The organism is Synechococcus sp. BO 8801 (assembly GCF_002252675.1).
In the GTDB taxonomy this organism is placed as follows: Bacteria; Cyanobacteriota; Cyanobacteriia; order PCC-6307; family Cyanobiaceae; genus Cyanobium.
Map to the genome: position 1 here is coordinate 12063 of NZ_NQKY01000003.1, position 23261 is coordinate 35323.

28 protein-coding genes are annotated in these 23261 nt (G+C 71.3%); 17 read left to right on the forward strand and 11 right to left on the reverse strand.

Going from position 1 to position 23261, the window contains the following annotated elements; genetic code table 11:
* Window positions 1–58: 58 nt before the first annotated feature.
* Both dnaG and CJZ86_RS03065 read left to right on the forward strand, forming a co-directional pair.
* Window positions 59–2143, forward strand: a complete 2085-nt coding sequence (dnaG, locus tag CJZ86_RS03060; protein WP_094584486.1) for a DNA primase — start codon at window positions 59–61, stop codon at window positions 2141–2143.
* 59 nt (window positions 2144–2202) lie between these two features.
* Entirely contained in the window at window positions 2203–3201 is a 999-nt protein-coding gene (locus CJZ86_RS03065) for a GGDEF domain-containing protein (RefSeq protein WP_094584487.1), read from the forward strand.
* A gap of 5 nt (window positions 3202–3206) precedes the next feature.
* On the opposite strand, the gene CJZ86_RS03070 is transcribed toward CJZ86_RS03065, so the two are convergent.
* The 4 genes from CJZ86_RS03070 to CJZ86_RS03085 are packed head-to-tail and all read right to left on the reverse strand — an operon-like array spanning window position 3207 to window position 5906.
* Window positions 3207–4487 carry a Y-family DNA polymerase gene (locus tag CJZ86_RS03070; protein ID WP_094584488.1) on the reverse strand — a complete coding sequence of 427 codons (1281 nt, stop codon included), beginning with the start codon at window positions 4485–4487 and terminating at the stop codon, window positions 3207–3209.
* The gene (locus tag CJZ86_RS03075) at window positions 4466–4855 is read right to left on the reverse strand and encodes a LexA family protein (RefSeq protein WP_233133809.1); all 390 of its coding nucleotides are present in this window, start codon (window positions 4853–4855) and stop codon (window positions 4466–4468) included. The genes CJZ86_RS03070 and CJZ86_RS03075 overlap by 22 nt, the downstream gene beginning before the upstream one ends.
* Window positions 4856–4897: 42 nt before the next feature.
* Window positions 4898–5368, reverse strand: coding sequence for a hypothetical protein (locus CJZ86_RS03080; RefSeq protein WP_094584489.1), 471 nt, complete (start codon window positions 5366–5368; stop codon window positions 4898–4900).
* 10 nt (window positions 5369–5378) lie between these two features.
* A complete protein-coding gene (locus tag CJZ86_RS03085) occupies window positions 5379–5906 on the reverse strand; it encodes a pentapeptide repeat-containing protein (RefSeq protein ID WP_094584490.1) in 528 nt (175 codons plus the stop codon).
* Window positions 5907–6133: 227 nt separating this feature from the next.
* Here CJZ86_RS03085 and CJZ86_RS03090 point away from each other — a divergent pair, with 227 nt between their 5' ends.
* From CJZ86_RS03090 to CJZ86_RS03100, 3 genes are all read left to right on the forward strand, one after another.
* Complete coding sequence (locus tag CJZ86_RS03090; protein ID WP_094584491.1) at window positions 6134–7735, forward strand: putative bifunctional diguanylate cyclase/phosphodiesterase; 1602 nt, start codon at window positions 6134–6136, stop codon at window positions 7733–7735.
* Window positions 7736–7747: 12 nt separating this feature from the next.
* Window positions 7748–8242 (forward strand): DUF2721 domain-containing protein, encoded by a 495-nt coding sequence (locus CJZ86_RS03095; RefSeq protein WP_094584492.1) that lies wholly within the window; start codon window positions 7748–7750, stop codon window positions 8240–8242.
* A gap of 72 nt (window positions 8243–8314) precedes the next feature.
* Window positions 8315–8680, forward strand: coding sequence for a YraN family protein (locus CJZ86_RS03100; protein ID WP_094584493.1), 366 nt, complete (start codon window positions 8315–8317; stop codon window positions 8678–8680).
* Between the two features lie 47 nt (window positions 8681–8727).
* Here the strand turns inward: CJZ86_RS03100 and CJZ86_RS03105 are convergent, their stop codons facing one another.
* Window positions 8728–9033 carry a hypothetical protein gene (locus CJZ86_RS03105; protein ID WP_198960063.1) on the reverse strand — a complete coding sequence of 102 codons (306 nt, stop codon included), beginning with the start codon at window positions 9031–9033 and terminating at the stop codon, window positions 8728–8730.
* Window positions 9034–9112: 79 nt separating this feature from the next.
* Between CJZ86_RS03105 and rsmA the strand changes: the two genes are divergently transcribed.
* From rsmA to CJZ86_RS03140, 7 genes are all read left to right on the forward strand, one after another.
* Window positions 9113–9958, forward strand: a complete 846-nt coding sequence (rsmA, locus tag CJZ86_RS03110) for a 16S rRNA (adenine(1518)-N(6)/adenine(1519)-N(6))-dimethyltransferase RsmA (RefSeq protein ID WP_094584494.1) — start codon at window positions 9113–9115, stop codon at window positions 9956–9958.
* Window positions 9959–9963: 5 nt separating this feature from the next.
* Entirely contained in the window at window positions 9964–10914 is a 951-nt protein-coding gene (gene ispE / locus CJZ86_RS03115) for a 4-(cytidine 5'-diphospho)-2-C-methyl-D-erythritol kinase (protein WP_094584711.1), read from the forward strand.
* Window positions 10911–11213, forward strand: a complete 303-nt coding sequence (locus CJZ86_RS03120; protein WP_094584495.1) for a DUF3082 domain-containing protein — start codon at window positions 10911–10913, stop codon at window positions 11211–11213. The genes ispE and CJZ86_RS03120 overlap by 4 nt, the downstream gene beginning before the upstream one ends.
* 154 nt (window positions 11214–11367) lie before the next feature.
* The gene (locus CJZ86_RS03125) at window positions 11368–12351 is read left to right on the forward strand and encodes a pyruvate dehydrogenase complex E1 component subunit beta (RefSeq protein WP_094584496.1); all 984 of its coding nucleotides are present in this window, start codon (window positions 11368–11370) and stop codon (window positions 12349–12351) included.
* A gap of 1 nt (window position 12352) precedes the next feature.
* Complete coding sequence (gene secD, locus CJZ86_RS03130; RefSeq protein WP_094584497.1) at window positions 12353–13879, forward strand: protein translocase subunit SecD; 1527 nt, start codon at window positions 12353–12355, stop codon at window positions 13877–13879.
* 9 nt (window positions 13880–13888) lie between these two features.
* Window positions 13889–14842, forward strand: coding sequence for a protein translocase subunit SecF (secF, locus tag CJZ86_RS03135; protein WP_094584498.1), 954 nt, complete (start codon window positions 13889–13891; stop codon window positions 14840–14842).
* Window positions 14839–15066 carry a hypothetical protein gene (locus CJZ86_RS03140; RefSeq protein WP_094584499.1) on the forward strand — a complete coding sequence of 76 codons (228 nt, stop codon included), beginning with the start codon at window positions 14839–14841 and terminating at the stop codon, window positions 15064–15066. Before secF ends, CJZ86_RS03140 begins: the two co-directional genes overlap by 4 nt.
* A gap of 52 nt (window positions 15067–15118) precedes the next feature.
* Here CJZ86_RS03140 and CJZ86_RS03145 read toward each other — a convergent pair whose 3' ends face one another.
* The 3 genes from CJZ86_RS03145 to psb28 are packed head-to-tail and all read right to left on the reverse strand — an operon-like array spanning window position 15119 to window position 17567.
* Window positions 15119–16126, reverse strand: a complete 1008-nt coding sequence (locus tag CJZ86_RS03145) for an AI-2E family transporter (protein ID WP_094584500.1) — start codon at window positions 16124–16126, stop codon at window positions 15119–15121.
* Window positions 16123–17196, reverse strand: a complete 1074-nt coding sequence (locus tag CJZ86_RS03150) for an AI-2E family transporter (RefSeq protein ID WP_094584501.1) — start codon at window positions 17194–17196, stop codon at window positions 16123–16125. The genes CJZ86_RS03145 and CJZ86_RS03150 overlap by 4 nt, the downstream gene beginning before the upstream one ends.
* Complete coding sequence (gene psb28, locus CJZ86_RS03155) at window positions 17193–17567, reverse strand: photosystem II reaction center protein Psb28 (RefSeq protein WP_094584502.1); 375 nt, start codon at window positions 17565–17567, stop codon at window positions 17193–17195. The genes CJZ86_RS03150 and psb28 overlap by 4 nt, the downstream gene beginning before the upstream one ends.
* Window positions 17568–17714: 147 nt before the next feature.
* Here psb28 and CJZ86_RS03160 point away from each other — a divergent pair, with 147 nt between their 5' ends.
* Both CJZ86_RS03160 and CJZ86_RS03165 read left to right on the forward strand, forming a co-directional pair.
* The gene (locus CJZ86_RS03160) at window positions 17715–18461 is read left to right on the forward strand and encodes a GUN4 domain-containing protein (protein WP_094584712.1); all 747 of its coding nucleotides are present in this window, start codon (window positions 17715–17717) and stop codon (window positions 18459–18461) included.
* Window positions 18462–18493: 32 nt separating this feature from the next.
* A complete protein-coding gene (locus tag CJZ86_RS03165) occupies window positions 18494–18919 on the forward strand; it encodes an ATP-binding protein (RefSeq protein ID WP_094584503.1) in 426 nt (141 codons plus the stop codon).
* Here CJZ86_RS03165 and CJZ86_RS03170 read toward each other — a convergent pair.
* Window positions 18885–19247, reverse strand: a complete 363-nt coding sequence (locus CJZ86_RS03170) for a DUF6439 family protein (protein ID WP_190609334.1) — start codon at window positions 19245–19247, stop codon at window positions 18885–18887. The genes CJZ86_RS03165 and CJZ86_RS03170 overlap by 35 nt on opposite strands.
* Window positions 19248–19285: 38 nt before the next feature.
* Between CJZ86_RS03170 and CJZ86_RS03175 the strand changes: the two genes are divergently transcribed.
* Entirely contained in the window at window positions 19286–19555 is a 270-nt protein-coding gene (locus tag CJZ86_RS03175) for a hypothetical protein (RefSeq protein ID WP_143594024.1), read from the forward strand.
* A gap of 1 nt (window position 19556) precedes the next feature.
* Here the strand turns inward: CJZ86_RS03175 and CJZ86_RS03180 are convergent, their stop codons facing one another.
* On the reverse strand, window positions 19557–20828 hold the full coding sequence (locus tag CJZ86_RS03180) for a glutamine synthetase family protein (RefSeq protein ID WP_094584505.1): 1272 nt from the start codon (window positions 20826–20828) through the stop codon (window positions 19557–19559).
* 163 nt (window positions 20829–20991) lie between these two features.
* On the opposite strand from CJZ86_RS03180, the gene CJZ86_RS03185 reads away from it, so the two are divergent.
* Together CJZ86_RS03185 and CJZ86_RS03190 are read left to right on the forward strand one after the other, a co-directional pair.
* Window positions 20992–21510: an allophycocyanin subunit beta gene (locus tag CJZ86_RS03185; RefSeq protein WP_094584506.1), complete on the forward strand. Its 519-nt coding sequence runs from the start codon at window positions 20992–20994 to the stop codon at window positions 21508–21510.
* Window positions 21511–21572: 62 nt separating this feature from the next.
* The gene (locus CJZ86_RS03190; RefSeq protein WP_233133810.1) at window positions 21573–22754 is read left to right on the forward strand and encodes a pyridoxal-phosphate-dependent aminotransferase family protein; all 1182 of its coding nucleotides are present in this window, start codon (window positions 21573–21575) and stop codon (window positions 22752–22754) included.
* 1 nt (window position 22755) lies between these two features.
* Here the strand turns inward: CJZ86_RS03190 and CJZ86_RS03195 are convergent, their stop codons facing one another.
* Window positions 22756–23259, reverse strand: coding sequence for a nucleoside deaminase (locus CJZ86_RS03195; RefSeq protein WP_094584714.1), 504 nt, complete (start codon window positions 23257–23259; stop codon window positions 22756–22758).
* Between the last annotated feature and the right edge of the window lie 2 nt (window positions 23260–23261).

The following is a 23261-nucleotide window of genomic DNA, read 5'->3' on the forward strand; positions in this document are numbered from 1 at the left end:
CTCCACTCCTTACCTCACAAGCCCTTCCCCTTGAGCCTGCACCCTTGAGCCTTCACCCTTGAGCCTTCCCCGTCTCCACCCCCGCACGATCGAGGCCGTCAAGGAGCGGGCCGACATCGTTGATGTGGTGGGGGAGCACGTGGTGCTCAAGAAGAAGGGCCGGGAATTCGTCGGGATCTGCCCGTTCCATGACGACAAATCCCCGTCGATGACGGTGTCGCCCGCCAAGCAGTTCTATTACTGCTTCTCCTGTGGGGCCGGCGGCAACGCCATCAAGTTCCTGATGGAGCTGCAGCGCACCAGCTTCAGCGAGGTGGTGCTGGATCTGGCCCGCAAATACCAGCTGCCGGTCGAGACCCTCGATGGTCCCCAGCAGGAGCGGCTGCGCCAGCAGCTCTCCCGCCGCGACCGGCTGCACCGGGTGCTGGCCCTGGCGGCGGGCTGGTTCCAGGGCCAGCTGCGCGCACCGGAGGGGGCGGCGGCCCTCACCTACCTGCGCCAGACCCGCGGCCTCTCCGAAACCACCCTGGAAGCGTTCCAGCTGGGCTATGCCCCGGCCGGCTGGGACGGCCTGCTGCAGCACCTGCAGCAGGTGGAGGGCCTGGGCCCCGACCTGCTGGAGGCGGCCGGCCTGGTGGTGGCCCGCAAGGGGGGCGGTGGCTTCTACGACCGCTTCCGCGACCGGGTGATGGTGCCGATCCGGGACCGCCAGGGCCGGGTGATCGGCTTCGGTGGCCGGGGGCTGGACGGGGCCGAGCCGAAGTACCTCAACTCCCCGGAAACGGAGGTGTTCGAGAAGGGCAAGCACCTGTTCGGGCTGGATCGGGCCGCCGACCCCATCCGCCGCGACGACCGGGCCGTGGTGGTGGAGGGCTACTTCGATGTGATCGCCCTGCACGCCGCCGGCATCACCAATGCGGTGGCAGCCCTCGGCACGGCCCTCAGCTCCAGCCAGATCACCCAGCTGTGCCGCTGCTGCGACAGCCGGCGCCTGATCCTCAACTTCGACAGCGACGGGGCGGGCATCCGCGCCGCCCAGCGGGCCATCGGCGAGGTGGAGCAGCTGGCGCTGCAGGGCCAGCTGGAGCTGCGGGTGCTGCACCTGCCCGCCGGCAAGGACCCGGACGAGTTCCTGCAGCAGCACGGCCCGGGGGAGTACCGCTCCCTGCTGGACCAGGCCCCCCTCTGGCTCGACTGGCAGATCGAGCAGGTGCTCGAAGGCAAGGATCTGGCCCGGGCCGACCAGTTCCAGCAGGCCGTCTCGGGGCTGGTGCAACTGCTGGGCAAGCTGCCCCAGTCGGCCGTGCGCAGTCACTACCTGCAGCAGGTGGCCGAGCGCCTCTCCGGCGGCCAGGCCCGGCTGGCCATCCAGCTGGAGGAGGACCTGCGCCAGCAGGTCAAGGGCCAGCGCTGGCACGGCCGTTCGGCGAAATGGGAGCAACCCGGGGAGGTGGGCCACCGGGAGCGGGCCGAGGCGGAGATCCTGCGTCTCTACCTTCACTGCCCCGCCTGGCGCGGCGTGATCCGCGCCGAGCTGCGCCGCCGGGAGCTCGATGACTTCGCCCTCCAGCACCACCGCCAGCTCTGGGCCGCCATCGGTGAACTGGAGGAGGACAACCTCGGGGCCGGCCGGCTCGAGGCCATCAACCGGGGCACCGACCCCGGCCTGGACCTGGCCGACCTCGATCTGCCCCGCCTGCTGGGCGACCGGCTGCTGGTGGAGCAGAGCGCCCTGCTCAGCCGCCTCACCCCCCTGCTGGAGCCCAGTGAGGTGCAGCGGCTGGCCCTGGCCCACCCACCGCTGCAGCTGCGGGGGGCCACGGCGTCACTGGAGCGCCAGCGGGTGCTGCGCCGCTGCCGCCACCTGCTCGATGCCTGGTCGAGCCAGCGCCTCCAGACCCTGGAGCACTGCATCGCCCGGCTGCTGGAGGAGGAGCGCGACGCCCCCCCTGCGGCGGCCGCCCCCCCGGTCACCGGCGCCGGCCTCGACATGGAGACCCGCATCCACGACCTCTTCGACGCGCTCAACGGCGACGCCCTGCGCTTCCAGGAGGCCTACTACGCCGAACGCCGTTATCTGAATCAGCTGGATGACGGCCGCCGTGCCGGCTACGAGGAGACCCTCACGGCCCCGGCCGCCTGACGCCGGGATCCGCTCGCCGCCTTCCGTTCTGCCTACAGTTTCTGTGGAGGCAAGGTCCCATGGCGTCATATCCGGCCTTTCCCGTCCCCGCCGATGAGGACCAGCGGCTCCGCGACCTGGAGCGCTACGGGCTGTTCGAAGCCGACAGCGACGAGCACTTCGACCGGATCCTGGATCTGGCCGCCGCCATCTTCCGGACGCCCATCGTGGCCCTGTCCCTGGTGGAGGCCGACCGGCAGTGGTTCCTGGCCAAGCGGGGCCTCGACGTGCGCGAAACCCCCCGTGAGATGGCCTTCTGCGCCCACGCCATCGTCCACGACGACGTGATGGTGGTGCCCGATGCCCGCGCCGACGAACGCTTCCGCAGCAACCCCCTGGTCTTCGCCGATCCCCACATCCGCTTCTATGCCGGCGCGCCCCTGCAGACGCCGGAGGGTCACAACCTCGGCACCCTCTGCGTCATCGACCGGGAGCCCCGGGACCTCAGCGCCGAGCAGCGCGCCGTGCTGCACCGCCTGGCCCAGCTGGCCATGCGTGAACTGGACCTGCGGCGCCTCGCCCACCTCTGCCCGGTCACCGGCCTGCCCACCCGCCACACCTTCCTGACCATCGGCGAGCGGGAGTTCGCCCGTGCCAGCCGCGATCACCATCCCCTGTCGCTGCTGCTGTTCGATGTCGACAATCTGCGGCTGATCAACAACCGCTGGGGCCACGCCGCCGGCGACCGGGTGCTGGCCGATCTGGTCCAGCTGGCCCGCACCTTCCTGCAGGAGCAGGACTTCGCCGCCCGCCTGGGGGATGGGGAGTTCGCCCTGCTGCTGGTGGGCATCGACGCGGATCGGGCGATGGCCCTGGCCGAGGCCCTCCGCACCGCCGTCACCCACATGTCCGGGGTGCACACCCATTCCGACTTCCGCCTGCACATCAGCGGCGGCCTCACCGCCCTGGCCTCCCAGGATCACGCCTTCCCCGACCTGATCCTGCGGGCCGAGCGGGCCCTTGAGCTGGCCAAGGGCAACGGCCGCGACCAGGTCGCCAGCCTCTTCGAGCGCCCCTGAGGGCCTCAGGCCCGCACCACCGGCACATCGCTCAGGCGGGTGGTGGCCGCCCGGGACAGGCGCGAGCGGCGCATCGTCCAGCGGGGCCGCAGGCCGCAGGCGGCCCACTGCACCGTGCCGCTGCCGTAGCGGCGGTTGAGGCCGTCGACGGCGGCCATCAGGGCCTCGCGCCGCCGCTGCTGCTCCGGCGGCAGCGGCACCAGCAGATGGTGCTGCAGCAGCGTCACCGGCTGCAGATCCTGCAGCAGCACCCCCGCCTTCTGCAGTGGCTTGTGGGGCCGGAACAGCCGCTCGGCCAGGGGCAGGGCGGCGGCGAGCAGCACGGCGGTGTCGTTGCTGGGCAGGGGCAGGGCGACGGTGGCGGCGTTGGCGTAGAAGCGGGTGCCGTTGAAGGGGCTGCTGCGCACGAACACCGTGACGCTGCCCGCCCGCTGCCCCTGGCGGCGCAGCTTCTCGCCGGCCCGGCTGAGGTAGGTGGCGATCGCCTGCCGCAGGCCCTCGAGGCTGGTGACCGGCTCGCTGAAGCTGCGGCTGACGCAGGTTTCCTGCTTCGCCGGCGGCACCGCCACCAGGGGCAGGCAGCTGTGGCCGCGCAGCTCCTGCTGCAGACGCACCCCCACGACGCCGCAGCGGTGCCGCAGCTCGCCGCTCGGCATGTCGCGCAGGGCCCGGGCGTTGGCGATGCCCCGCAGCCGGCACCAGCGGGACAGCTTGCGGCCGATGCCCCAGACGTCCTCGATGGCGATGGCCTCCAGCCAGGGGCCCGGATCCCCCGCCTGGCCCAGGTCGAAGACGCCGCCATGGGAGGGGTCGCGCTTGGCGATGCGGTTGGCGATCTTGGCCAGCACCTTGGTGGGGGCGATGCCCACCGCCACCGGCAGGCCCAGCTGGCGGCGCACCTGGCGGCGCAGGTCTGTCCCCCAGGCGCTGAGGTCGCCGTCGCCGGGCGGGCGGTGCAGGCGACCGAAGGCCTCGTCGATGGAATAGACCTCCAGCTCCTCCACCCAGGCTTCGAGGCTGGCCATCAGCCGCTGGCTCATGTCGGCGTAGAGGCTGTAGTTGGAACTGCGCACGATCACACCGCGGCGTTCCAGGTCGTGGCGCACCTGGAACCAGGGGGTGCCCATGGGAATGCCCATGGCGCGGGCCTCGGCACTGCGGGAGACGATGCAGCCGTCGTTGTTGGAGAGCACCACCAGGGGCTTGCCGATCACGGCGGGATCGAGGGCCGCCTCGCAGGAGGCATAGAAGTTGTTGCCGTCGATCAGGACTGTGGCCTGGGCCATCGACCTCCCGGCAGCGAACGGATCACGTGCAGGGCCACGCCCCAGAGGCGGTCGTCGTCGCTGCCGCCGAGGGCCAGGGGCGGGTAGGCGGGGTTGGCCGCCTCCAGCCACCAGCGCGGCCCCCGGCGCACCAGGCGCTTGAGGGTGAAGCCCCCCTCCAGCAGGGCCACCACGATGCGGCCGGAGCGGGGAGCGACCCCCCGGTCCACGACGAGCAGGTCGCCGTGGCGGATGCCGGCGCCGACCATCGAATCGCCGCAGACGCGCAGCAGCAGGGTGCGCTCGGGGTGGAGGTTCAGCTGGGTGTTGAGGTCGACCCCCGGGCCGGGATCGGGGTGACGGGGATCGGGGTGAGGGGGATCGGGCACGGGCCCCGGGCGACAGACTTCACCTTAGTACGAATGTACTGGTCAGTCCCCGTCTTCGAGCAGCAGCTGTTGAAAGGCGGTGTAGAGCTCCCGTTCGCTGTCGTCGGCCGGGGGGCGCCGGTTCGCCCCGGTCCGGGGGGTCGGGGTGCGACGCCGGGTGGTGGCCCCGGGGGAGGCGCCAGGGCCGCTCGGGTCGCCACTTGGGCCACCACTGGGGACCGGGCGGGGGCTGCCGGCAGGGGGGCTGCCGGCGGAGGTGGGAGGTGTCTCCAGCTGCCGCAGGCGCTCCAGCAGATGGGGCGGCACGCTGCCGTCGGCGCTGACGTTCATCAGGGCGCGGAAGAGCTTCTGGGGGTCCTGCTCGGTTTCCACCGGATGGCGACGCTCGAGCGCCGATGACCCGGGGGCCGGAGCGCCGGCGGCCGGGGTGGGAGGCGGCGGGGCGGGCAGCGGGCGGGGCAGCTGGCGGCCGAGGGCCTCCAGCCGCTCGCGGCTGCGGGCATCGAAGCTCATCGGGGCGGGCTCAGCTGCAGTTCAGTGTGTCGCGGGTGAGGCGGCCACTGACGGGATTGGTGCCGCTGGCGGCGGCACAGAGGCTGGTGAGGGCATCACCGCGCAGGGGCACGTTGGTGAAGTCGGCGCCGTCGATGAGCACCCCACGGAACTTGGTGTTGAAGGCGAAGGCGTCGTCGAGGCGGGCGTTGCGCAGGTCGGTGCCCTCGAACACGGCCGAATCCAGGGTGGCGTCCCGCAGGTCGCTGCCGCTCAGGTCGGCGTCCTGGAGCTTGGCGCCGAACAGGCTGGCGCCGCGCAGGTCGGCCCCCGAGAGATCGGCGTCGCGCAGGTTGGTGAGGTTGAAGGTGACACCGCGCAGGTCGGCACCGTGGAAATCGGCCCCGATCAGCACCTGTTTGGCGTAGTCCATCGCCGCCGCCACCGGCATGGGGCGGGCCAGCAGCAGCAGTCCATCCAGCAGCAGGGCCAGGAGCAGGGCCAGCAGCAGGGCCGGGAACCGGGGCACGGTGGGCGGCGGGGAGAGGGGGCGCGTCATCGGCGATGAAGCGGAGAAGGTCAGCCTAGGCAAGGGCTCCACGGCGCTCCGAGGCCCGGTGAGGGATGCCGATGGGGAGAGGGCGACTAGCGTGATGCAGGACCGCATCGGCGGCCCGTTCGATCTCCGCAACCATTGATGACCAGGGACTTCCAGCCCAGGGCCTTCCGGCGATCAGGGGCCGGCCGCTGGCCCCACACCACGGAACCCCACACCACGGAACAACGATGGTGAGCCGTGTCGCCGAGGCAGGGGAGCCAGGGGCCGGAGCGATCGAGGGCCTGCTGCAGAAGATCGAGCGGCCGGCGGCCCTGGCCGATGGACAGGGGGTGATCCTGGCGGCGAACGGGGCCTTCTGCCGGCGTTCGGGGCTGGAGCTGGCGGTGCTGCGCCAGCGGTCCCTGCAGGAGCTCTGTGCCGCCGACGTGGCGCCGCTGCTGGCGGGGACCGTGGCGAGCCTGCGCAGTGATCTGGTCGGTGGGCCTCAGATCGATGGGGCGATTCCCCTGTCGCTCAGCCGCCTGCCCGCCAACGCCGGGCCGGGGGCGGTCTGGTGCCTGCTGGAGCTGCTCGACCAGCGGGTGAACCTGGCGGATCTGGATGGCCTGGTGACGGACCGCTACGGGGCCGGTGCCGTGCTGCTGCATCTGCAGGTGCTGCAGCTCGACCTGGTGCGCGGCCGGCTGGGCATCGCCGCCTGCGAGGCCCTGATCGAGGAGATCGCCCACCGCCTGGAGGCGGCCCTTCCGGCCGGTGGCTTCTTCTCCCGCCAGGGGGGGGACCGCCTGCTGGCCCTGGTGCCGGGAGCGATGGGCATCGACGCGGTGCGCGACATGGCCGGCGAGCTGCTGACCAGCCTGGAGAGCCCCACCACGGTCCTGGAGCACGTCATCGAGCCATCGCTGAACGTGGGCATCAGCCGGGCCCCCGACGACGGCAGCGAGTTCTCGGTGCTCCTGGATGCCGCCACCCGGGCGCTGGAGGAAACCCACCGCCAGCCCTTTCCCAGCTGCTGCATCGCGGCGCCGGTGGAGCGGTCGGTCCAGCTGCAGGAACTGCTGGCCCGTCCGCTCGCCCTGGCGATCGAGCAGGAGCAGCTGGAGCTGGCCTTCCAGCCGATCATCGAGCTGGAATCCGGCCGGGTGATCGCCGCCGAGGTGCTCTGCCGCTGGGACGACCCGGTGCTGGGACGCCAGTCCCCCGCCGACTTCATCGACGTGGCCGAGGCCACGGCCCAGATCTCCTCCCTGGGGCGCTGGGTGATGGAGCGGGCGTTCGAGGCCCTCCGCCGCTGGGACCTCGCCGGGCTGCAGCTGGGCAGGATCTGCGTGAACGTCTCGCCGCTCCAGGTGCAGGATCCGACCTGGAGCAGCGACCTGCTGATGGCCCTGGAACGCCACCAGCTGACGCCCGATCGCATTGTCCTGGAGCTCACCGAAGGCAGCATCCTGGAGATGTCGACCCATGTGGCCGACCAGCTGCGGGATCTGAGGCGGCAGGGGTTCGCGCTGGCCATGGATGATTTCGGCACCGGCTATTCCGGCCTGCAGCGGCTCACCGAGCTGCCCTTCAGCGAAGTCAAGATCGACCGGAGCCTGATCTCCGCGATCGACTACGACCAGCTGCAGCAGGCCATGCTCAGCGCCGTGATTCGGCTTAGTGACGCCACCGGGATCATGGTGGTGGTGGAGGGGGTGGAACGCTCCCGCCAGCGGCAGATGCTGCTCACCCTCGGCTGTCGCCACGGCCAGGGGTACCAGCTCTCGGCCCCGCTTTCCGAACAGGAGCTGGAGGCCCTGCTCCAGAGCCAGATCACACCGGAGGCCTGAGGGAATCCCCGGATGGCCTGGAGCCTCCCCCTGCTGCTGTCCATCGACATCGGCGATGGGCGCTCCGTGGCGGGGCTCTCCAAGGCGATCCAGCTGTCGGTGGCGCCGGTGTTCCTGTTCACCGGTGTCACCGGTCTGCTGAGCCTGTTCAGCTCCCGGCTGGCCCGGATCATCGACCGCACCCGGGTCCTGCAGGAGGCCCTGGCGAAGAGCCGGGCGCAGCCGGATCCCGATCCCGAGGACGGGGACCGGCTGGAGCAGGTGCTGGCGGTGCAGCGGCGACGCACCTTCCTGATCAACCGGGCGATCCTGGCGGTCACCGTCACCGCCCTGCTGGTGGCCGCCGTGGTGGCGGTGCTGTTCATCAGCGCGGTGGCGGCCCTTGATGTCACCGCCATCGTGGTGCCCCTGTTCGTGGCGGCCATGGGCGCCATGATCGTGGGTCTGCTGCTGTTCCTGTTGGAGGTGCAGCTGGCCATCAGCCAGAACCCGCGCCGGTACTACTGAGCCCCGGCGGCCCTCCGCCGCTCCTGGGTGGGGCGGCTGCGGGGAACCATGGATCAGCCATCCCCACCGGCCATGCCCCCCAGCCCCGCCCAGCGACAGGGAGCCTGGGCGGAGCAGCGGGTGCTGCGGCTGCTGCGGCTGCGCGGCTGGCAGCTGCTGGAGCGCAACTGGCGCTGCCGCTGGGGCGAACTGGACCTGGTGCTCCACAAGCCGGGACGGCTGCTGCTGGTGGAGGTGAAGGGGCGCCGCAGCGGTGGCCTGGATGGCGGCGGGGCGGCGGCCCTGCGCTGGTCAAAGCGCCAGCGGCTGGCGCGGGCCTGGGACTGCTGGCTGGCGGCCCATCCGCGCTGGGAGCGGACGCCGGTGGAGCAGGTGGCGGCCCTGGTGCCGCTGCCGCCCTCCCGGGCGCCGGTGCGCTGGATCCGGCTGGGCGACTGAAGCGATCCTCCGCCGAGGTGCGCCCCAGGAGAGGGGAAGCGGGCGACTCAGGGCTGGCCGGTGGCCGGGGCGGAAGGGGCCGGCGTGGCCGCCGGGGTTGGCGTCATCGTGTAGTACACGGTGCAGCGGTAGCGGGTGTTGTCCAGGCCCACCTCCAGGTCCTCGCAGACGGTGCGGGTGACCGTGGCGCCCTTGGGCACCTGGCTCCTGGCCTGCTGGCGGGTCGCCTGACGGTCGAAGATCGATTCGGCGGTGACGCTGCCGGCCCGGGCAGGGACCGCCAGCAGGGCAAGGCCGCCGGCCAGCAGGGCGCCGCTCAGCCCGGCGGCGCTCAGTCGGAAACCACGTGCCATGGCAGGGAGGGCGAAACGCTGCTCCAGCTCTAGCCAGGCCTGACGGCGCTGCAATCTGGGGAGACCTGCCGGCGCTTCCATGACCTTCAGCGGCCACCGGGCCCGCAAGCGCTTCGGGCAGCACTGGCTCACCGATGGCCAGATCCTCGATCGCATCGTGGCGGCCGCCGACCTGCGGGGCGACGACCATGTTCTGGAGGTCGGCCCGGGCCGGGGCGCCCTGACCGAACGGCTGCTGGCGTCGCCGGCGGCCTCGCTGCTGGCGGTGGAACTGGACCGGGACCTGGTGGCGGGCCTGCGGCAGCGGTTCGGGGGCGACGGGCGCTTCACCCTGATCGAGGGGGACGTGCTGGAGCTGGCGCTGCCCTTCCCCGACCGTCCCGCGCCCACCAAGGTGGTCGCCAACATCCCGTACAACATCACCGGACCGCTGCTGGAGCTGCTGGTGGGGCGCCTGGGCCGGCTCGCCCCCTGCCGCTTCGAGCGCCTGGTGCTGCTGGTGCAGCAGGAGGTGGGCCAGCGGATCCGGGCCCGGCCGGGCAGCAGCGCCTTTTCGGCCCTCAGCGTGCGCCTGCAGCTGCTGGCCCGCTGCAGCAGCGTCTGCCCGGTGCCGGCCCGCTGCTTCTCCCCGCCGCCGAAGGTCACCTCGGAGGTGATCGTGATCGAGCCCGTCCCGCCGGAGTCCCTGCCGCCGCTGGACCAGGCCCTGGCGGTGGAGCGGCTGCTGACACGCTGCTTCGCGGGACGGCGCAAGATGCTGCGCACCACCCTGGCGGGACTGCTGCCGGCGTCGGCCCTGCTGGAGGTGGCCGCCGCCGCCGGCGTCGATCTGCAGCAGCGGCCCCAGGAGCTGGCACCCGATCGCTGGCTGGCGCTCGCCACCGGCTTGAATCGGGCATCGAGCGCCGATCCCGGCGGAGCGTGATCCCGATGGCAGATGTGACGGTGCGGGCCCCCGCCAAGATCAACCTGCACCTGGAGGTGCTGGGCCTGCGGCCGGACGGCTACCACGAGCTGGCGATGGTGATGCAGAGCATCGACCTGGCCGACACCCTGGTGCTGCGCTCCACCGCCGACGCCACGATCCGGCTGCGCAGCGACAGCGCGGAGCTGCCCAGTGACGGCACCAACCTGATCGTCAGGGCGGCGGAGCTGCTGCGCTCCCGGGTCGGCCTGCCGGAGCTGGGCGTGGACATCACCCTGCAGAAGCGCATACCCATCGGCGCCGGTCTGGCGGGGGGCTCGAGCGATGGGGCCGCTGCCCTGGTGGGCCTCGATGCCCTCTGGGGCCTGAGCCTGGGCTCGGCGCGGCTGCACGGGCTGGCGGCCGAGCTGGGATCCGACATGCCGTTCTGCCTGGAGGGCGGCACCCAGCTCTGCTTCGGCCGCGGTGAGCGGCTCGAGCCCGTGACGGCCGCCGGGGCGCCTGGACAGGCCGTGCTGCTGATCAAGCATCCCGAGGCCAGCGTCTCCACCCCCTGGGCCTACGGCCGCTGCCGGGACCTGCGCGGCGATTTCTATCTCGACGCCGAGGAGGACTTCGAGCAGCGGCGCCAGGCCCTGCGCCAGGGTCCCCTGGTGGCGGCCCTGGCCGGCCGGGGCCCCCTGCCCCACCTGCGCAACGACCTGCAGGCGGTGGTGGAGCCGGAGGTGGAGAGCATCCGCGCCGGCCTCGACCTGCTGCGCCGTGGCCCGGGGGGCCTGGCCGTGGCGATGAGCGGCTCGGGGCCGAGTCTGTTCGCGCTCCACCCGGATCTGGCCACGGCCGAGGCGGCCCGCGATGCCCTGGCGGAGCCCCTGGCGGCGCTGGGCTTCGACGCCTGGTGCTGCCGCTGCGGCGGATCCGGTGTCAGCCTGGTGACGGATGGATCCGCGCCATGACCGACGAACGACCCGCCCCGCCGCCGCGCAAGGGACCCCTCAGCTTCCTGTCCGGCGCCCTCACCAGCGGCTTGCTGGCCTGGCTGAGCCTGGGGGTGAGCCAGCGGGTGGTGGGCTGGTACGTGACCCATCCGCCCCACTTCGACTCGGCCTTCGCCCAGAGCATCGCCACCGCCATGAAGACCCTGATGGTGGGCATGTGCTTCCTGGCCACCTTCACCTTCGCCTTCATCGGCCTGGGGCTGTTCCTGGTGTTCATCCGCAGCCTTTGGCCGGCCGAGGCCGAATCCCCTTCCTAAGCTGCCTCCCAGCCGCCCCTCCCCCCGATGACACCCCACGATCTGGGTCTGCTGGTGGTCCTGCTGCTGCCGGGCATGCTCCTGTCGGTCCTGCTGCTCAGCACCTTCGCCGCCGGCGGCTGAGATAGGTTGGCCGCGCACAGGCCCCTGCTCCGTGGCTGAAACTCTCCTGTTCAACGCCCTGCGCGAAGCCATCGACGAGGAGATGGCCCGCGACCCCCATGTGTGTGTCATGGGAGAGGACGTGGGCCATTACGGCGGCTCCTACAAGGTCACCAAGGACCTCTGCGAGAAGTACGGCGAACTGCGGGTGCTGGACACCCCCATCGCCGAGAACAGCTTCACCGGCATGGCCGTCGGTGCCGCCATGACCGGCCTGCGGCCGATCGTGGAGGGCATGAACATGGGCTTTCTGCTTCTCGCCTTCAACCAGATCTCCAACAACATGGGGATGCTGCGTTACACCAGCGGCGGCAACTACACGATCCCGGCGGTGGTGCGCGGACCCGGCGGCGTCGGCCGCCAGCTCGGTGCCGAGCACAGCCAGCGCCTCGAGGCCTACTTCCATGCCGTGCCGGGCATCAAGATCGTGGCGGTGAGCACCCCCACCAATGCCAAGGGCCTGATGAAGGCCGCCATCCGCGACAACAATCCGGTGCTCTTCTTCGAGCACGTTCTTCTCTACAACCTCAGCGAGGACATCCCCGAGGGCGACTACATCTGTGCCCTCGACCAGGCCGAGGTCGTGCGTGAAGGCAAGGACGTCACGATGCTCACCTATTCGCGCATGCGCCACCACTGCCTCAAGGCGGTGGAGCAGCTGGAGGCCGAGGGGGTCGACGTCGAGCTGATCGACCTGATCAGCCTCAAGCCCTTCGACATGGAGACCATCGCCCGCTCGATCCGCAAGACCCACAAGGTGGTGGTGGTGGAGGAGTGCATGAAGACCGGCGGCATCGGGGCCGAACTGATCGCCCTGATCACCGAGCACTGCTTCGACGACCTCGACGCCCGGCCGGTGCGCCTCTCCTCCCAGGACATCCCCACCCCCTACAACGGCAATCTGGAGAACCTCACCATCATTCAGCCCCACCAGATCGTTGCCGCGGCGCACGATCTGAAGGCGGGTCGTCGCTGAGATGGGACGTCAACAGGGCTGGTTCGCCCTCATCCTCGCCCTCACGATCGCCTCCGGGGCCCTGCTGGCCAACTACGGCCTGCAGCTGGGCCTCGATCTCCGCGGCGGCAGCCAGCTCACCCTCCAGGTGATGCCCGCCGGGGCCATCACCCGGGTGGACACCGAACAGCTCGAGGCGGTCAAGGACGTGCTGGAGCGCCGCATCAACGGCCTGGGTGTGGCCGAATCCACCCTCCAGGCCGTGGGCAGCGACCAGCTGGTGCTGCAGCTTCCGGGCGAGCAGGATCCCAGCCAGGCGGCCCGGGTGCTGGGCAGCACGGCCCTGCTGGAGTTCCGCGCCCAGAAGCCCGGCACCGAGCAGGAGATGCAAGGCCTGCTGGGCCTCAAGCGCCAGGCGGAGTCGGTGCTGCGCTCCAAGCGGCCCCCCTCCGCCCTCGATGACCCCACGGCCACACCGCCGCCGCCACCGTCCTCCCTGTCGCCGGAGGATCTGGCCAAGGCGCTCACCTCCCTCGGAATCAAGGTTCCCGCCGGCGCCAGTGAGGTCGACCAGCTGGAGCTGCTGCTGCGGGAGACCAATCGCCGCATCCTTGCCCTCTACGGCCCTCCCCTGATCACCGGCAAGGACCTCACCAGTGCCGGCCGCCAGCAGCAGGCCACCGGATCCGGCTGGGAGGTGACCCTGGGCTTCAACCGGGAAGGGGGTGAGAAGTTCGCCGCCCTCACACAGTCGATCGCCGGCACCAACCGGGTGCTCGGCATCGTCCTCGATGGGCGGTCGATCAGCGAGGCCAGCGTCGGCGAGCAGTTCAAGGTGGCCGGCATCACCGGCGGATCCGCTTCGATCACCGGCAACTTCAGCGCCGAGGAGGCCCGTGACCTGGAGGTCCAGCTGCGGGGCGGCTCCCTGCCCCTGCCGGTGAAGATCGTTGAAGTGCGCACGGTCGGTCCGTCCCTGGGGGCCGAGAACATCCGCTCCAGCCTGGTGGCCGGCCTCTCCGGCCTGGCCCTGGTGGCGGTGTTCATGGCGGTGGTCTACCGCCTGCCCGGGATGGTGGCGGTGGTGGCCCTGAGCCTCTACGCCCTGTTCAACCTGGCCATCTATGCCCTGATTCCCGTCACCCTCACCCTGCCGGGCATCGCCGGTTTCATCCTCTCCATGGGCATGGCCGTGGATGCCAACGTGCTGATCTTCGAGCGGATCAAGGAGGAGCTGCGGGCCGGCAACACCCTGATCCGCTCCATCGACACGGGCTTCTCCCTGGCCCTGTCCTCGATCATCGACGGCCACGTCACCGGCCTGATCAGCTGCGCTGCCCTGTTCTTCCTGGGCACCGGCCTGGTCAAGGGCTTTGCCGTCACCCTGGCGATCGGCCTGCTGCTCAGCCTGTTCACCGCCCTCACCTGCACCCGCACCCTGCTGCGGCTGCTGATGAGCTACCCGACCCTGCGGCGCCCCACCTACTTCCTCCCCGCCCGCCAGCTGCCCCCTCTCCGGGCCGGCGCGGCCCCGGCGGGCGCGGCCTGAATCACTGCCATGACCTCCGTCCCCTCCCCCCGCTTCCGCATCAACCGTCACCGGCGGCTGGCCTGGCTGGGCTCGGGGCTGGCCTGCGGCCTCAGCCTGCTGGGGCTGGCCCTCTGCTGGCTGAACCCGGCCATCCATGCGCCCCTGCGGCCCGGCCTCGATTTCACCGGCGGCACCCAGGTGCAGGTGGAGCGGGACTGTGCCCCCTGCAAGCCGGTCACCCCCGTCGAGGTGCGGGAGGGCCTCAGCCGCCTGACCCTGCCGTCCCCGGAAGGGGAGCGGCCCCCGAGCCTGGGCAGCGCCTCGGTGCAGGTGCTGGACGGCGGCCGCTCCCTGCTGCTGCGACTGCCGGCCCTCGACGCCGACCAGAGCACGGCCCTCATCGATGACCTGGGCAAGCGGTTCGGACCGCTGCGCTCCAGCGGCACCTCGGTCAACACGATCGGCCCCACCCTGGGCTCGCGACTGCTGCGCGGCAGCCTCATCTCCCTGCTGGTGAGCTTCGTGGCCATCTCCGTCTATATCTCCTTCAGCTACAGCGGCATCTTCGCCGTGCTGGCCCTGCTGTGCCTGGCCCACGACGTGCTGATCACCTGCGGGCTGTTCGCCTGGCTGGGGCTGCTCCAGGGGATCGAGGTGGATTCCCTGTTCGCCGTCTCCCTGATCACGATCGCCGGCTATTCGGTCAACGACACGGTGGTGGTCTATGACCGGATCCGCGAGCAGCGCCGCAACCTGGCTGATCTTCCCCTGGTGGATCAGGTGGATGTGGCCGTGGATGCCACCCTCACCCGATCGCTTTACACCTCGTTCACCACCCTGCTGCCCCTGGTGGCCCTGATCTTCTTCGGCGGCAGCACTCTGTTCTGGTTTGCCGTGGCGCTCACAGTGGGCATCGCCGTCGGCAGCTGGTCGAGCATCGGCCTGGCGCCCACCCTGCTGCCGGTGTTCTCGAAGCGATGAGGGGCCCCGACCGCAGCGAGCCGATCCGGCGCGGCGGCTGGCCCCTGCTGCCGGTGGTGCTGCTGGTGCTGGCCCTGATCGACCTGCGGGTCGAGCTGATCCTGCTCTGGGACCACCTCACCCTGACCTCCCTCACCGCCGCCGTGCGCTCCCACCTCCTGGCCGTCACGGTGCTGGTGGCCCAGCCCTCCCTCTGGCACCACTACCGACGCGTCCGCGGCTGAGACGGCCAGCCCCGGCCCCCGGCCGTTCCCGCGATCAGGTCCGATCCGGTGATCAGGTCCGATCCCAGCGATCCATCACGTCCCGGACGAGCACCTCTTCGCAAGCCACCTGCAGGACCACCACCAGGGGCAGGGCCAGCAGCAGTCCGGGAAGTCCCAGCAGGGCCCCCAGACTCAGCTGGGCCATCAGGGCCACGGTGGGCAGCAGGTTGACGGTGCGGCTCAGCAGCAGCGGGGTGAGCAGGAAGGCTTCGCCGTTCTGGAGCAGCAGCCGCAGCACCAGCACCTGGACCACCTTGGCCGGGGAGATCAGCAGGGCGACCGCCAGCGGCAGCAGGGTGGCGGCCGTGGGACCGATGGTGGGCACGAAGGTGAGCAGGCCGCAGACCAGGCCGCTGAGCAGGGCCAGCGGCACCTGCAGCAGGGCCAGGCCCGCCCAGGTGGTGACGAACACCACCGTGCCCGAGATGGTCATGCCCGCCAGCCAGCCCCCGAGGGCCTCGCGGCATTCCCCCAGCAGCTGTTGCATGCGAGGGCGGTAGAACCGCGGCGTGGCAGCGATCAGGAGCCGCTGGTGGCTGGCCGGATCGAGCGCCATCAGGATCGCCAGCAGCAGCATCAGCAGCAGCTGGATGGTGCTGTTGGCTGCACCCCCGGCCACCCCCAGCAGCTGGCCGCCCAGGGGCTGCAGCCGGTCCCAGAGCGTCCCCTCGGCCAGCTGCCGGTCGAGGTCGCGCAGCAGGGGGGTCTTGGGAACCACATCCCCGAGCCGATCCAGCAGTTCGGGGACCAGCTGGCTGAACTGGCGGACCTGGTCGATCAGTTCCGGCAGCAGCAGATTGGCGAGCACCCAGCCGATCACCAGCAGGACCAGCAGCACCAGCGACAGGGCCGCCCCCCGGTTCAGCGGCGTGAGTCTGCGCAGCAGGCTGGTGGGCACATCGAGGGCCACCGCCAGCACCACGGCGCCGAAGAGGATCAGCAGCACCCAGCGCAGTTCCCAGAGCAGCAGGAACAGCGCTACCAGGGCCAGGGCCCCGAGCAGGGTGCGTGCCTTCATGTCTGCCGCCGTTCCCGCTTCCAGGGGTCGAGGATGTCATGGATCAGCACATCCCGCAGCAGCACCTGGAGGCACACCGCCAGGGGCAGGGCCAGCAGCAGGCCGAGGGGGCCGAACAACAGGGTGAACAAGAGCTGGGCCGTGAGGGTCAGGCCGGGCAGCAGCTGCAGCTGGTGGTGCATCACCGAGGGGGTGATGACGTAGCTCTCCAGGTTCTGAATGATCACGTAGGTCACCAGGACGGCCAGGGCCTTCCAGGGGGCATCCAGCAGGGCCACCGACATCGGAAAGACCGTGCTCAGGGTGGGTCCCACGTTGGGGATGATGTTGAGCAGGCCCGCCAGCAGGGCATTGGCCGCCACCAGCTTCACCCCCAGCAGGGACAGGCCGATGGCCGCCAGCAGGCCCACGCAGACGGAGCTGATCAGCACCCCCACCATCCAGCTGCTGAGCGCGGTGCCGCAGGCCACCAGCACCTGCCGCAGCCGCCGCCGGTAGAAGGAGGGCGCCAGCAGCAGCAGGGCCTCCCGATAGCCGGTGGGCTGGGCGGCCACCATCAGGGAGACGGCCACCACGAACAGGGTCTGCAGCAGCCCGGCGCCGAGGTTGCCGGCCACCCCCACCAGGCCGATCGCGCCGCCGCCCAGCCGGCCCAGCAGGTCGGGGGGCAGGGTGGCGGGAATCTGGAGGGTCGATTTCAGCCAGTCCAGGCTGCCGTCCCGGCGGCCGTACACCATCTGGGACGCCCCCTCAAGGGCCTGGCGCAGCAGCTTGAGCAGCTCGGCCCAGGCCCGCGGCACCTGCAGCAACAGTTCGCGGAACTCGGCGATGAAGGGTGGGATCACCACCGTGGCGACCACCAGCACCACCAGGCTGACCAGCAGCAGGGCCAGCAGCAGGGCGACGGGGCGGGCGACGCCGATCCGCTCCCGGATGGCGCCCACCAGGGTGCAGAGGGCCATGGCAAGCACCACGGCGGCGAACAGGAGGATCAGGGCGTCACGCAGGCTCCACAGCAGAACGAGCGCCGCCAGCAGGGCGATCAGGCCCAGCCACTGGCCGAATTTCAAACGTCCTCCTGCGCCTCCTCGGCCGACTCATCGCCCTGGCCGGCAAAGCCCAGGCCATGGCCGTCGGCGTAACGCTGGGCGAAGCGCATGAAACGCTCGAAGTCGGCGGTGCTCTTCCAGGTGTAGGTGGCTTCCAGGGCGCTTGCCTTGCCGTTGACGAAGCGGGCCTTCACCTCCCGGGTCACCATCTCGCCTTCCTCATCGAGCATGAACATGCCGGTGATGTCCCCCATCGACTGGGGGGCCAGGGCTTCGGGCTCCTCGAACACGAAGGTGGCCTGGCCGGTGCGGCCATCCCGTGAACGGGTCAGGCGGATGTCGGGCACGACCGTCTCGTCCACCCCGCGGAAGAACTGAATGGCGGCGGCCATGGCACTCGCTCAAAAGGTGACTTTAGGCAGAGCCCGTCACGGCTCTTTGCGGGGCTTCACGGCCGGACCCCCGGCACCAGGCCAGTGCCCATCGCTCCTGACATAGTGGGTCCCACCCTGCTGCCTTTCCGGCCGGTCGTCTCCCCCATGCTCTCCGGTCCTCCGGTTTCCAGCACCGTCGATGCCGATCAGCTGCTGGAGCGTTTCCTCACGGGCTCGGCCCGTCAGCGCCGCAGCCTGCTGGGCACCCTTGGACAGGCCGGGTCGGCCCTGCTGGATCTGATCCCGGACCGTCTCGACCTCCTCGATGCCACCGGAGACGACTGGGCCGCCGGCCACCTGATCCAGCTGCTGCTGGCCTCCGGTGACAGCGCCCGCCAGGAGGCCCTGCTGGCCCGCCATCCCCAGGGCTGGCTCGCCGTCACCAGCGTCGCCGGACTCGACTACGCGCCGCTGCAGTTGCACCTGATGCGGCAGGCGTTCGAGGAGGCCGACCGGCTCACCAGCGAGCACCTGCGCCAGCTGGCCGGCGAGGGGGCCGTGCGCCGCGGCTACGTCTATTACAGCGAGGTGGCTGGCATGCCCGCCACCGATCTCACCAGCCTCGACCGCCTCTGGACCTGCTACTCCCAGGGACGCTTCGGCTTCTCGGCCCAGGCCAGGCTGCTGCAGGCCTGCCAGGGGCAGTGGGAGCGCCTCTGGCCCCGTCTGGCCTGGAAGACCGAAGGCACCTGGACCCGCTACCCAGGCTCCTTCCAGTGGTCGATCGAGGCCCCGGAGGGCCACATGCCCCTGATCAACCAGCTCCGGGGCGTGCGCCTCATGGATGCCCTTCTGCAACATCCCGCGATCCAGGCGCGCCTGGAGGAGGCAGCGGCAGGGCGCCCGCGTTAGGTTCCGGTCAGGCGAATGGGACTACCTGCTTCATGCAGCTCCGCTGGGCCGACTACATCACCCCCTCCACCCTGCAGCTGGCGCCGCTGGTGGAGTTGCTCCTTGAACCCATCGGCTGCGCTCTGCGCCAGGCGGAGCTTCAGCTCGGTCTCCAGGAGGCCCTGGTCAATGCGGTGCGACACGGCAACGGCTGCGATCCGGGCAAGTGCCTGAGGGTCCGACGGATCGTCACGCCGCGCTGGGTGATCTGGCAGGTGCAGGACGAGGGGCCCGGCCTGCCGGCCCACGCTCGCCAGGCCTGCCTGCCCTGCCAGGAGGATGCCCCTTCCGGCCGAGGGCTGTTTCTCATCCACCACTGCTTCGACGACGTGCGCTGGAGCGGTCGCGGCAACCGTCTGCAGCTGGCGGCCCGTCGGGCGGCGGTCAGCGCCCGTGGGCAGGACAGCCCGGATCGCTGATCTCGGCCCGCAGCCAGGCCTGGGCGTTCTCCAGCAGGGCGATGGCGCGCAGGCGGCCGTCGGTGGCTGCACTGGCGCCGGGGTCATCGGCGGCGAGCAGCTGCACCAGCGCCGCCGCCACCTGTTCGGCAGCCCGCCGGGGCCGCTGACGCTTCAGGGCGTGCCACTCCCGGTCGCCGATGCTGAGCTGGCGGTGCAGGCGCTCGGCCAGGGGCAGGGCGTCGGCGGGCCAGGAGCGGCTCGCCGGGACGGTGGCGCCGGCCGTGGAAGGCGATCCGGCTGGAGCGGCGGGGGCTTCCACTGGACGATCGGACCGAAGTGGATCCATCCTGTCGCTCCAGGTCACGCCCTGTCGATCGCGCCGCCATGAGACGTCCCCAGCGCCCCCGCCGCTCCCCGTCCCCCGGAGTGCTCCACCATCTGGCGGCGGTGCTGAGCCTGGCCGGTCGCTCCGGGGCGGTCGCCGCCAGCGGTGTCAGCCTGCGCCGCCGGCGCCAGCGGCTGGAGCTGGCCCAGCGGCTGCTGGATCCGCTCCCGGAGGCCCTGCTGCCACGCGGGCGCCAAAGCGACCGCTTCTGGACGGCCCTGCGCTGGGGGGGGCTCGGGCTGCTGCTGGCCTGGTTGCTCAGGCCCTGATTCAGGCGTCGGCTTCGCCGACGAACTCGAGCGGATGGGGTCGCTGCTCCAGGGCCTCCACCTCACGGCGCTTCAGGGCGGTCCAGTCATCGAGAAGCTCCCGGCCGAAGACATCGCCGGCCAGCAGGTAGTCGTGGTCGTCGTCCAGGGCCGCCATGGCGGCGCGCAGGTCGGTGGGCAAGGTGGCAGACGATGGGGCGGGCTCCCGATCAGCAGGGGGGCCGGGATCGATCTGGTGGCGCACCCCATCGAGGCCCGCCAGCAGCATGGCGCTGAAGGCCAGGTAGGGATTGGCGAGCCCGTCGCCCTGGCGCAGCACCAGCCGCCGCCGGCCGGGATCGCTGTCCGGCTCGGGAACGGCCACCACGGTGGCGGAGTCGTGGCGGGCATAGGCCAGGCGGGTCGGCGCCTGGGGCCTGCTCCCCAGCCGCCGGTAGCTGTTGGTGCCGGGGTTGGTGAAGGCGGCCAGCGAGGGGCCATGGCGCAGCAGCCCCCCCAGGTACCAGCGGGCCGTCTGGGAGAGGTCGCCGTAGGTGCCTTCGCCGGCAAACAGGGGATGGCCCGCCTTCCACAGGCTCTGGTGCACCGCCAGGCCGGCGCAGGCGCCCTCCAGGGTGGGCCTGGGCAGGAAGGTGGCGCTCCAGCCGTGGCGGCGGGCCACGTTCCGCACCACGTAGCGGCTCACCATCAGCGCGTCGGCGGCCCGCAGCGGATCGTCGCTGGCCAGCGTGAGGTGCTGCAGGGGACCGGCCGCCGGCTGGAGCGGCAGCCGGGCCCGGATCCCCAGGGCCGCCAGGGTCAGCGCCAGCTCGCTGTGCAGAGCCTCCGGCGGAGCGGCCCCGAGGGCGATGCGGTAACCGCAGCCGAGCTCGTCGGCCCCGGAGGTGAGCTCCTGGAACAGGAAGTAGCCCGACTCGGTGCCGAAGCGGGCGGCATCCGCCAGTCCGCTGCCCGCCAGCAGGGCCAGGGCACGGGCCGCCAGGGTGCGCGGGCAGTGGCGGAGGCGCCCAGCGCCGTCGGGTGGCCCCTCGACCGCGGCGATCAGGCTCAGGCTCCGGGGGGCGAGGAAAGGGTCGATCCAGGCGGTGGCCGGGTCCGGATGCAGCACCAGGCCGTCGAGGGCCAGGCCGTGGTGGAAGGCTCCCTCCCCGAGACGATGCGCATCCAGGCCGATCGACTGCCAGCGCCCCGCCAGGTCCGTCACCTTGAAGTCGAGGCGCTCGATGCCGTCGTCACCGAGGCGGCGCAGAACGTCCTGGGCGGAGGGGGCCATGGCGGGGGGCGGGTGGGAAGGCTGCCGCCACGATGGTGCCCCCCCGATCCGCCGGTGGCCGCGTAACCGTTTCTGTCAGATTCCCCAGAACCAGCCGCAGCACAGGAATCTGGCGGATTGCGAGTGCTACCTTCCGCTTCAGGTGCGTCGATCCGTTTCGTCCATGCGAGATGCCATCACCGGTCTGATCGGTCGCTACGACCAGCTGGGCCGCTATTTCGATCGCTCCGCGATCGATCGGATCGATTCCTATTTCGGTCAGGCGGAGTTGCGGCTGGCCGCGGTCGAGCTGATCAACCGGGAAGCCGCCACCATCGTCCGGGAGGCGGCCCAGCGCCTCTGGCTGGAGGACCCGGAACTGCTGCTCCCCGGCGGCAACGCCTACACCACCCGGCGTCTGGCGGCCTGCCTGCGGGACATGGATTACTTCCTGCGCTACGCCAGCTACGCCCTGGTGGCTGACGACTTCACCATCCTCGACGAGCGGGTGCTGAACGGTCTCGACGACACCTACAAGAGCCTGGGGGTGCCCACCGGTCCCACCGTCCGCAGCATCGCCCTGCTCGGTGAGGTGATCGCCGAGATGCTGGCCGATGCCGGCATGGTGGATACCGCCCTTGTGCGGGCCCCCTTTGAGCACCTCTGCCGCGGCCTCTCCTCCAGCAACGTCCGGGCCCGCTGAGGCGACCGTTCCCTAATCTCAGTTCACTACTGCCTCCCCGCCAGGTCTTGCCTTCTCTCCCAGTGCCTCCATCCGTCAGCAGCGCCCACCGGCTCGCCCTGGACCCCATCGCCACCCCCGAGCGTCTGCTGCTGGGTCCAGGACCGTCCAATGCCCACCCCACGGTGCTGCAGGCCCTGGCCCGGATGCCGATCGGCCACCTGGACCCCCTCTACATCGACCTGATGGGTGAGGTGCAGGAACTGCTCCGCTACGCCTGGCAGACCGACAACCGGCTCACCATCCCGATGAGCGGCACCGGCAGCGCCGCCATGGAGGCGACGCTGGCCAACACCATCGAACCCGGCGACAAGGTGCTGGTGGCGGTGATGGGCTATTTCGGCCAGCGCCTGGTCGACATGGCCGGCCGCTACCGGGCCGAGGTGGTCACGATCGAGCGGCCCTGGGGAGAGTCCTTCGATCTGGCCGAACTCGAAGCCGCCCTGACCGCCCACAAGCCCACCATCCTGGCGATGGTGCACGCCGAGACCTCCACCGGCGTCTGCCAGCCGATGGAGGGCATCGGCGACCTCTGCCGGCAGCACGACTGCCTGCTGCTGCTGGACACGGTCACCTCCCTGGGGGCCGTGCCGCTGCACATCGATGCCTGGAAGGTGGACCTGGCCTACAGCTGCAGCCAGAAGGGCCTCAGCTGCCCCCCCGGCCTGGGCCCCTTCACCATGGGCCCCCGGGCCGAGGCCAAGCTGGCCGCCCGTTCCGGCAAGGTGCCCAACTGGTACCTCGATGTCTCCCTGCTCAACAAGTACTGGGGCAGCGACCGGGTGTACCACCACACCGCCCCGGTCAACATGAACTTCGGCATGCGGGAAGCCCTGCGGCTTCTGGCCGAAGAAGGGCTGGAGGCCGCCTGGGCGCGCCACCGTAGCAACGCCGAGCGCCTCTGGGCCGGCCTGGAGCGGCTGGGGCTTGAGCTGCATGTCAGCGAGCCCCTGCGGCTGGCCACCCTCACCACGGTCCGGATTCCCGAGGGAGTCGACGGCAAGGCCTTCAGCCGCCATCTGCTCGACCGCTTCGGCATCGAGGTGGGCGGCGGGCTCGGGGATTTGGCCGGCAAGGTGTGGCGCATCGGCCTGATGGGCTACAACAGCACCCCGGAGAACGTCGATCGCCTGCTCGCCATCTTCGAGAGCGAACTGCCCGCCTTCCGGCCGTCGCCCGCGGCCGTCGCGGCCGCCATCGCCTGAGTCAGGCCTGGCCCTCTCCCCCGGCCCGGTGCTCCTGATGGGCCCGGCGCCGCTGGCGGAACCAGGTCTCCAGCTGTTCCCCGGCCCGCTCCCCCAGCACGCCCCCCCTCACCACCATGTGGTGGTGGGCACTGGGGTGGCAGGAGAGATCCAGGCTGCCGCCGAGGCCGCCCCGCTTCGGATCGGCCGCCCCGTAGATCACCGTGCCCACCCGCGCCTGGATCAGGGCGCCGGCGCACATCGGACAGGGCTCGAGGGTCACCAGCAGGGTGCAGCCGTTGAAGCGCCAGTCGCCCCGGGCCGCCGCCGCCCGGCGCAGGGCCAGCAGCTCGGCGTGCCCCAGCGGGTCCGCCCGCCGGTGGCGCCGGTTGCTGCCCCAGCCCACACAGCGGCCGGCCTCATCCAGCAGGGCCGCCGCCACCGGGATCTCCCCGCCGGCCCCGACCGCGTCGGCGAGGCGCAGGAGCCGGTCCATCCAGAGCTGGCTGGCGGCGTCATTCAGCATGG

What these genes read in the sequence shown, in the direction of transcription:
- CJZ86_RS03065 (WP_094584487.1), top strand. Translation starts at nt 2,203, where the DNA reads ATGGCGTCATATCCGGCCTTTCCCGTCCCCGCCGATGAGGACCAGCGG.
- CJZ86_RS03070 (WP_094584488.1), bottom strand. Translation starts at nt 4,487, where the DNA reads ATGGCCCAGGCCACAGTCCTGATCGACGGCAACAACTTCTATGCCTCC.
- CJZ86_RS03080 (WP_094584489.1), bottom strand. Translation starts at nt 5,368, where the DNA reads ATGAGCTTCGATGCCCGCAGCCGCGAGCGGCTGGAGGCCCTCGGCCGC.
- CJZ86_RS03085 (WP_094584490.1), bottom strand. Translation starts at nt 5,906, where the DNA reads ATGACGCGCCCCCTCTCCCCGCCGCCCACCGTGCCCCGGTTCCCGGCC.
- CJZ86_RS03090 (WP_094584491.1), top strand. Translation starts at nt 6,134, where the DNA reads ATGGTGAGCCGTGTCGCCGAGGCAGGGGAGCCAGGGGCCGGAGCGATC.
- CJZ86_RS03095 (WP_094584492.1), top strand. Translation starts at nt 7,748, where the DNA reads ATGGCCTGGAGCCTCCCCCTGCTGCTGTCCATCGACATCGGCGATGGG.
- CJZ86_RS03100 (WP_094584493.1), top strand. Translation starts at nt 8,315, where the DNA reads ATGCCCCCCAGCCCCGCCCAGCGACAGGGAGCCTGGGCGGAGCAGCGG.
- CJZ86_RS03105 (WP_198960063.1), bottom strand. Translation starts at nt 9,033, where the DNA reads ATGGCACGTGGTTTCCGACTGAGCGCCGCCGGGCTGAGCGGCGCCCTG.
- rsmA (WP_094584494.1), top strand. Translation starts at nt 9,113, where the DNA reads ATGACCTTCAGCGGCCACCGGGCCCGCAAGCGCTTCGGGCAGCACTGG.
- ispE (WP_094584711.1), top strand. Translation starts at nt 9,964, where the DNA reads ATGGCAGATGTGACGGTGCGGGCCCCCGCCAAGATCAACCTGCACCTG.
- CJZ86_RS03120 (WP_094584495.1), top strand. Translation starts at nt 10,911, where the DNA reads ATGACCGACGAACGACCCGCCCCGCCGCCGCGCAAGGGACCCCTCAGC.
- secD (WP_094584497.1), top strand. Translation starts at nt 12,353, where the DNA reads ATGGGACGTCAACAGGGCTGGTTCGCCCTCATCCTCGCCCTCACGATC.
- secF (WP_094584498.1), top strand. Translation starts at nt 13,889, where the DNA reads ATGACCTCCGTCCCCTCCCCCCGCTTCCGCATCAACCGTCACCGGCGG.
- CJZ86_RS03140 (WP_094584499.1), top strand. Translation starts at nt 14,839, where the DNA reads ATGAGGGGCCCCGACCGCAGCGAGCCGATCCGGCGCGGCGGCTGGCCC.
- CJZ86_RS03145 (WP_094584500.1), bottom strand. Translation starts at nt 16,126, where the DNA reads ATGAAGGCACGCACCCTGCTCGGGGCCCTGGCCCTGGTAGCGCTGTTC.
- psb28 (WP_094584502.1), bottom strand. Translation starts at nt 17,567, where the DNA reads ATGGCCGCCGCCATTCAGTTCTTCCGCGGGGTGGACGAGACGGTCGTG.
- CJZ86_RS03160 (WP_094584712.1), top strand. Translation starts at nt 17,715, where the DNA reads ATGCTCTCCGGTCCTCCGGTTTCCAGCACCGTCGATGCCGATCAGCTG.
- CJZ86_RS03165 (WP_094584503.1), top strand. Translation starts at nt 18,494, where the DNA reads ATGCAGCTCCGCTGGGCCGACTACATCACCCCCTCCACCCTGCAGCTG.
- CJZ86_RS03170 (WP_190609334.1), bottom strand. Translation starts at nt 19,247, where the DNA reads ATGGATCCACTTCGGTCCGATCGTCCAGTGGAAGCCCCCGCCGCTCCA.
- CJZ86_RS03175 (WP_143594024.1), top strand. Translation starts at nt 19,286, where the DNA reads ATGAGACGTCCCCAGCGCCCCCGCCGCTCCCCGTCCCCCGGAGTGCTC.
- CJZ86_RS03180 (WP_094584505.1), bottom strand. Translation starts at nt 20,828, where the DNA reads ATGGCCCCCTCCGCCCAGGACGTTCTGCGCCGCCTCGGTGACGACGGC.
- CJZ86_RS03185 (WP_094584506.1), top strand. Translation starts at nt 20,992, where the DNA reads ATGCGAGATGCCATCACCGGTCTGATCGGTCGCTACGACCAGCTGGGC.
- CJZ86_RS03195 (WP_094584714.1), bottom strand. Translation starts at nt 23,259, where the DNA reads ATGCTGAATGACGCCGCCAGCCAGCTCTGGATGGACCGGCTCCTGCGC.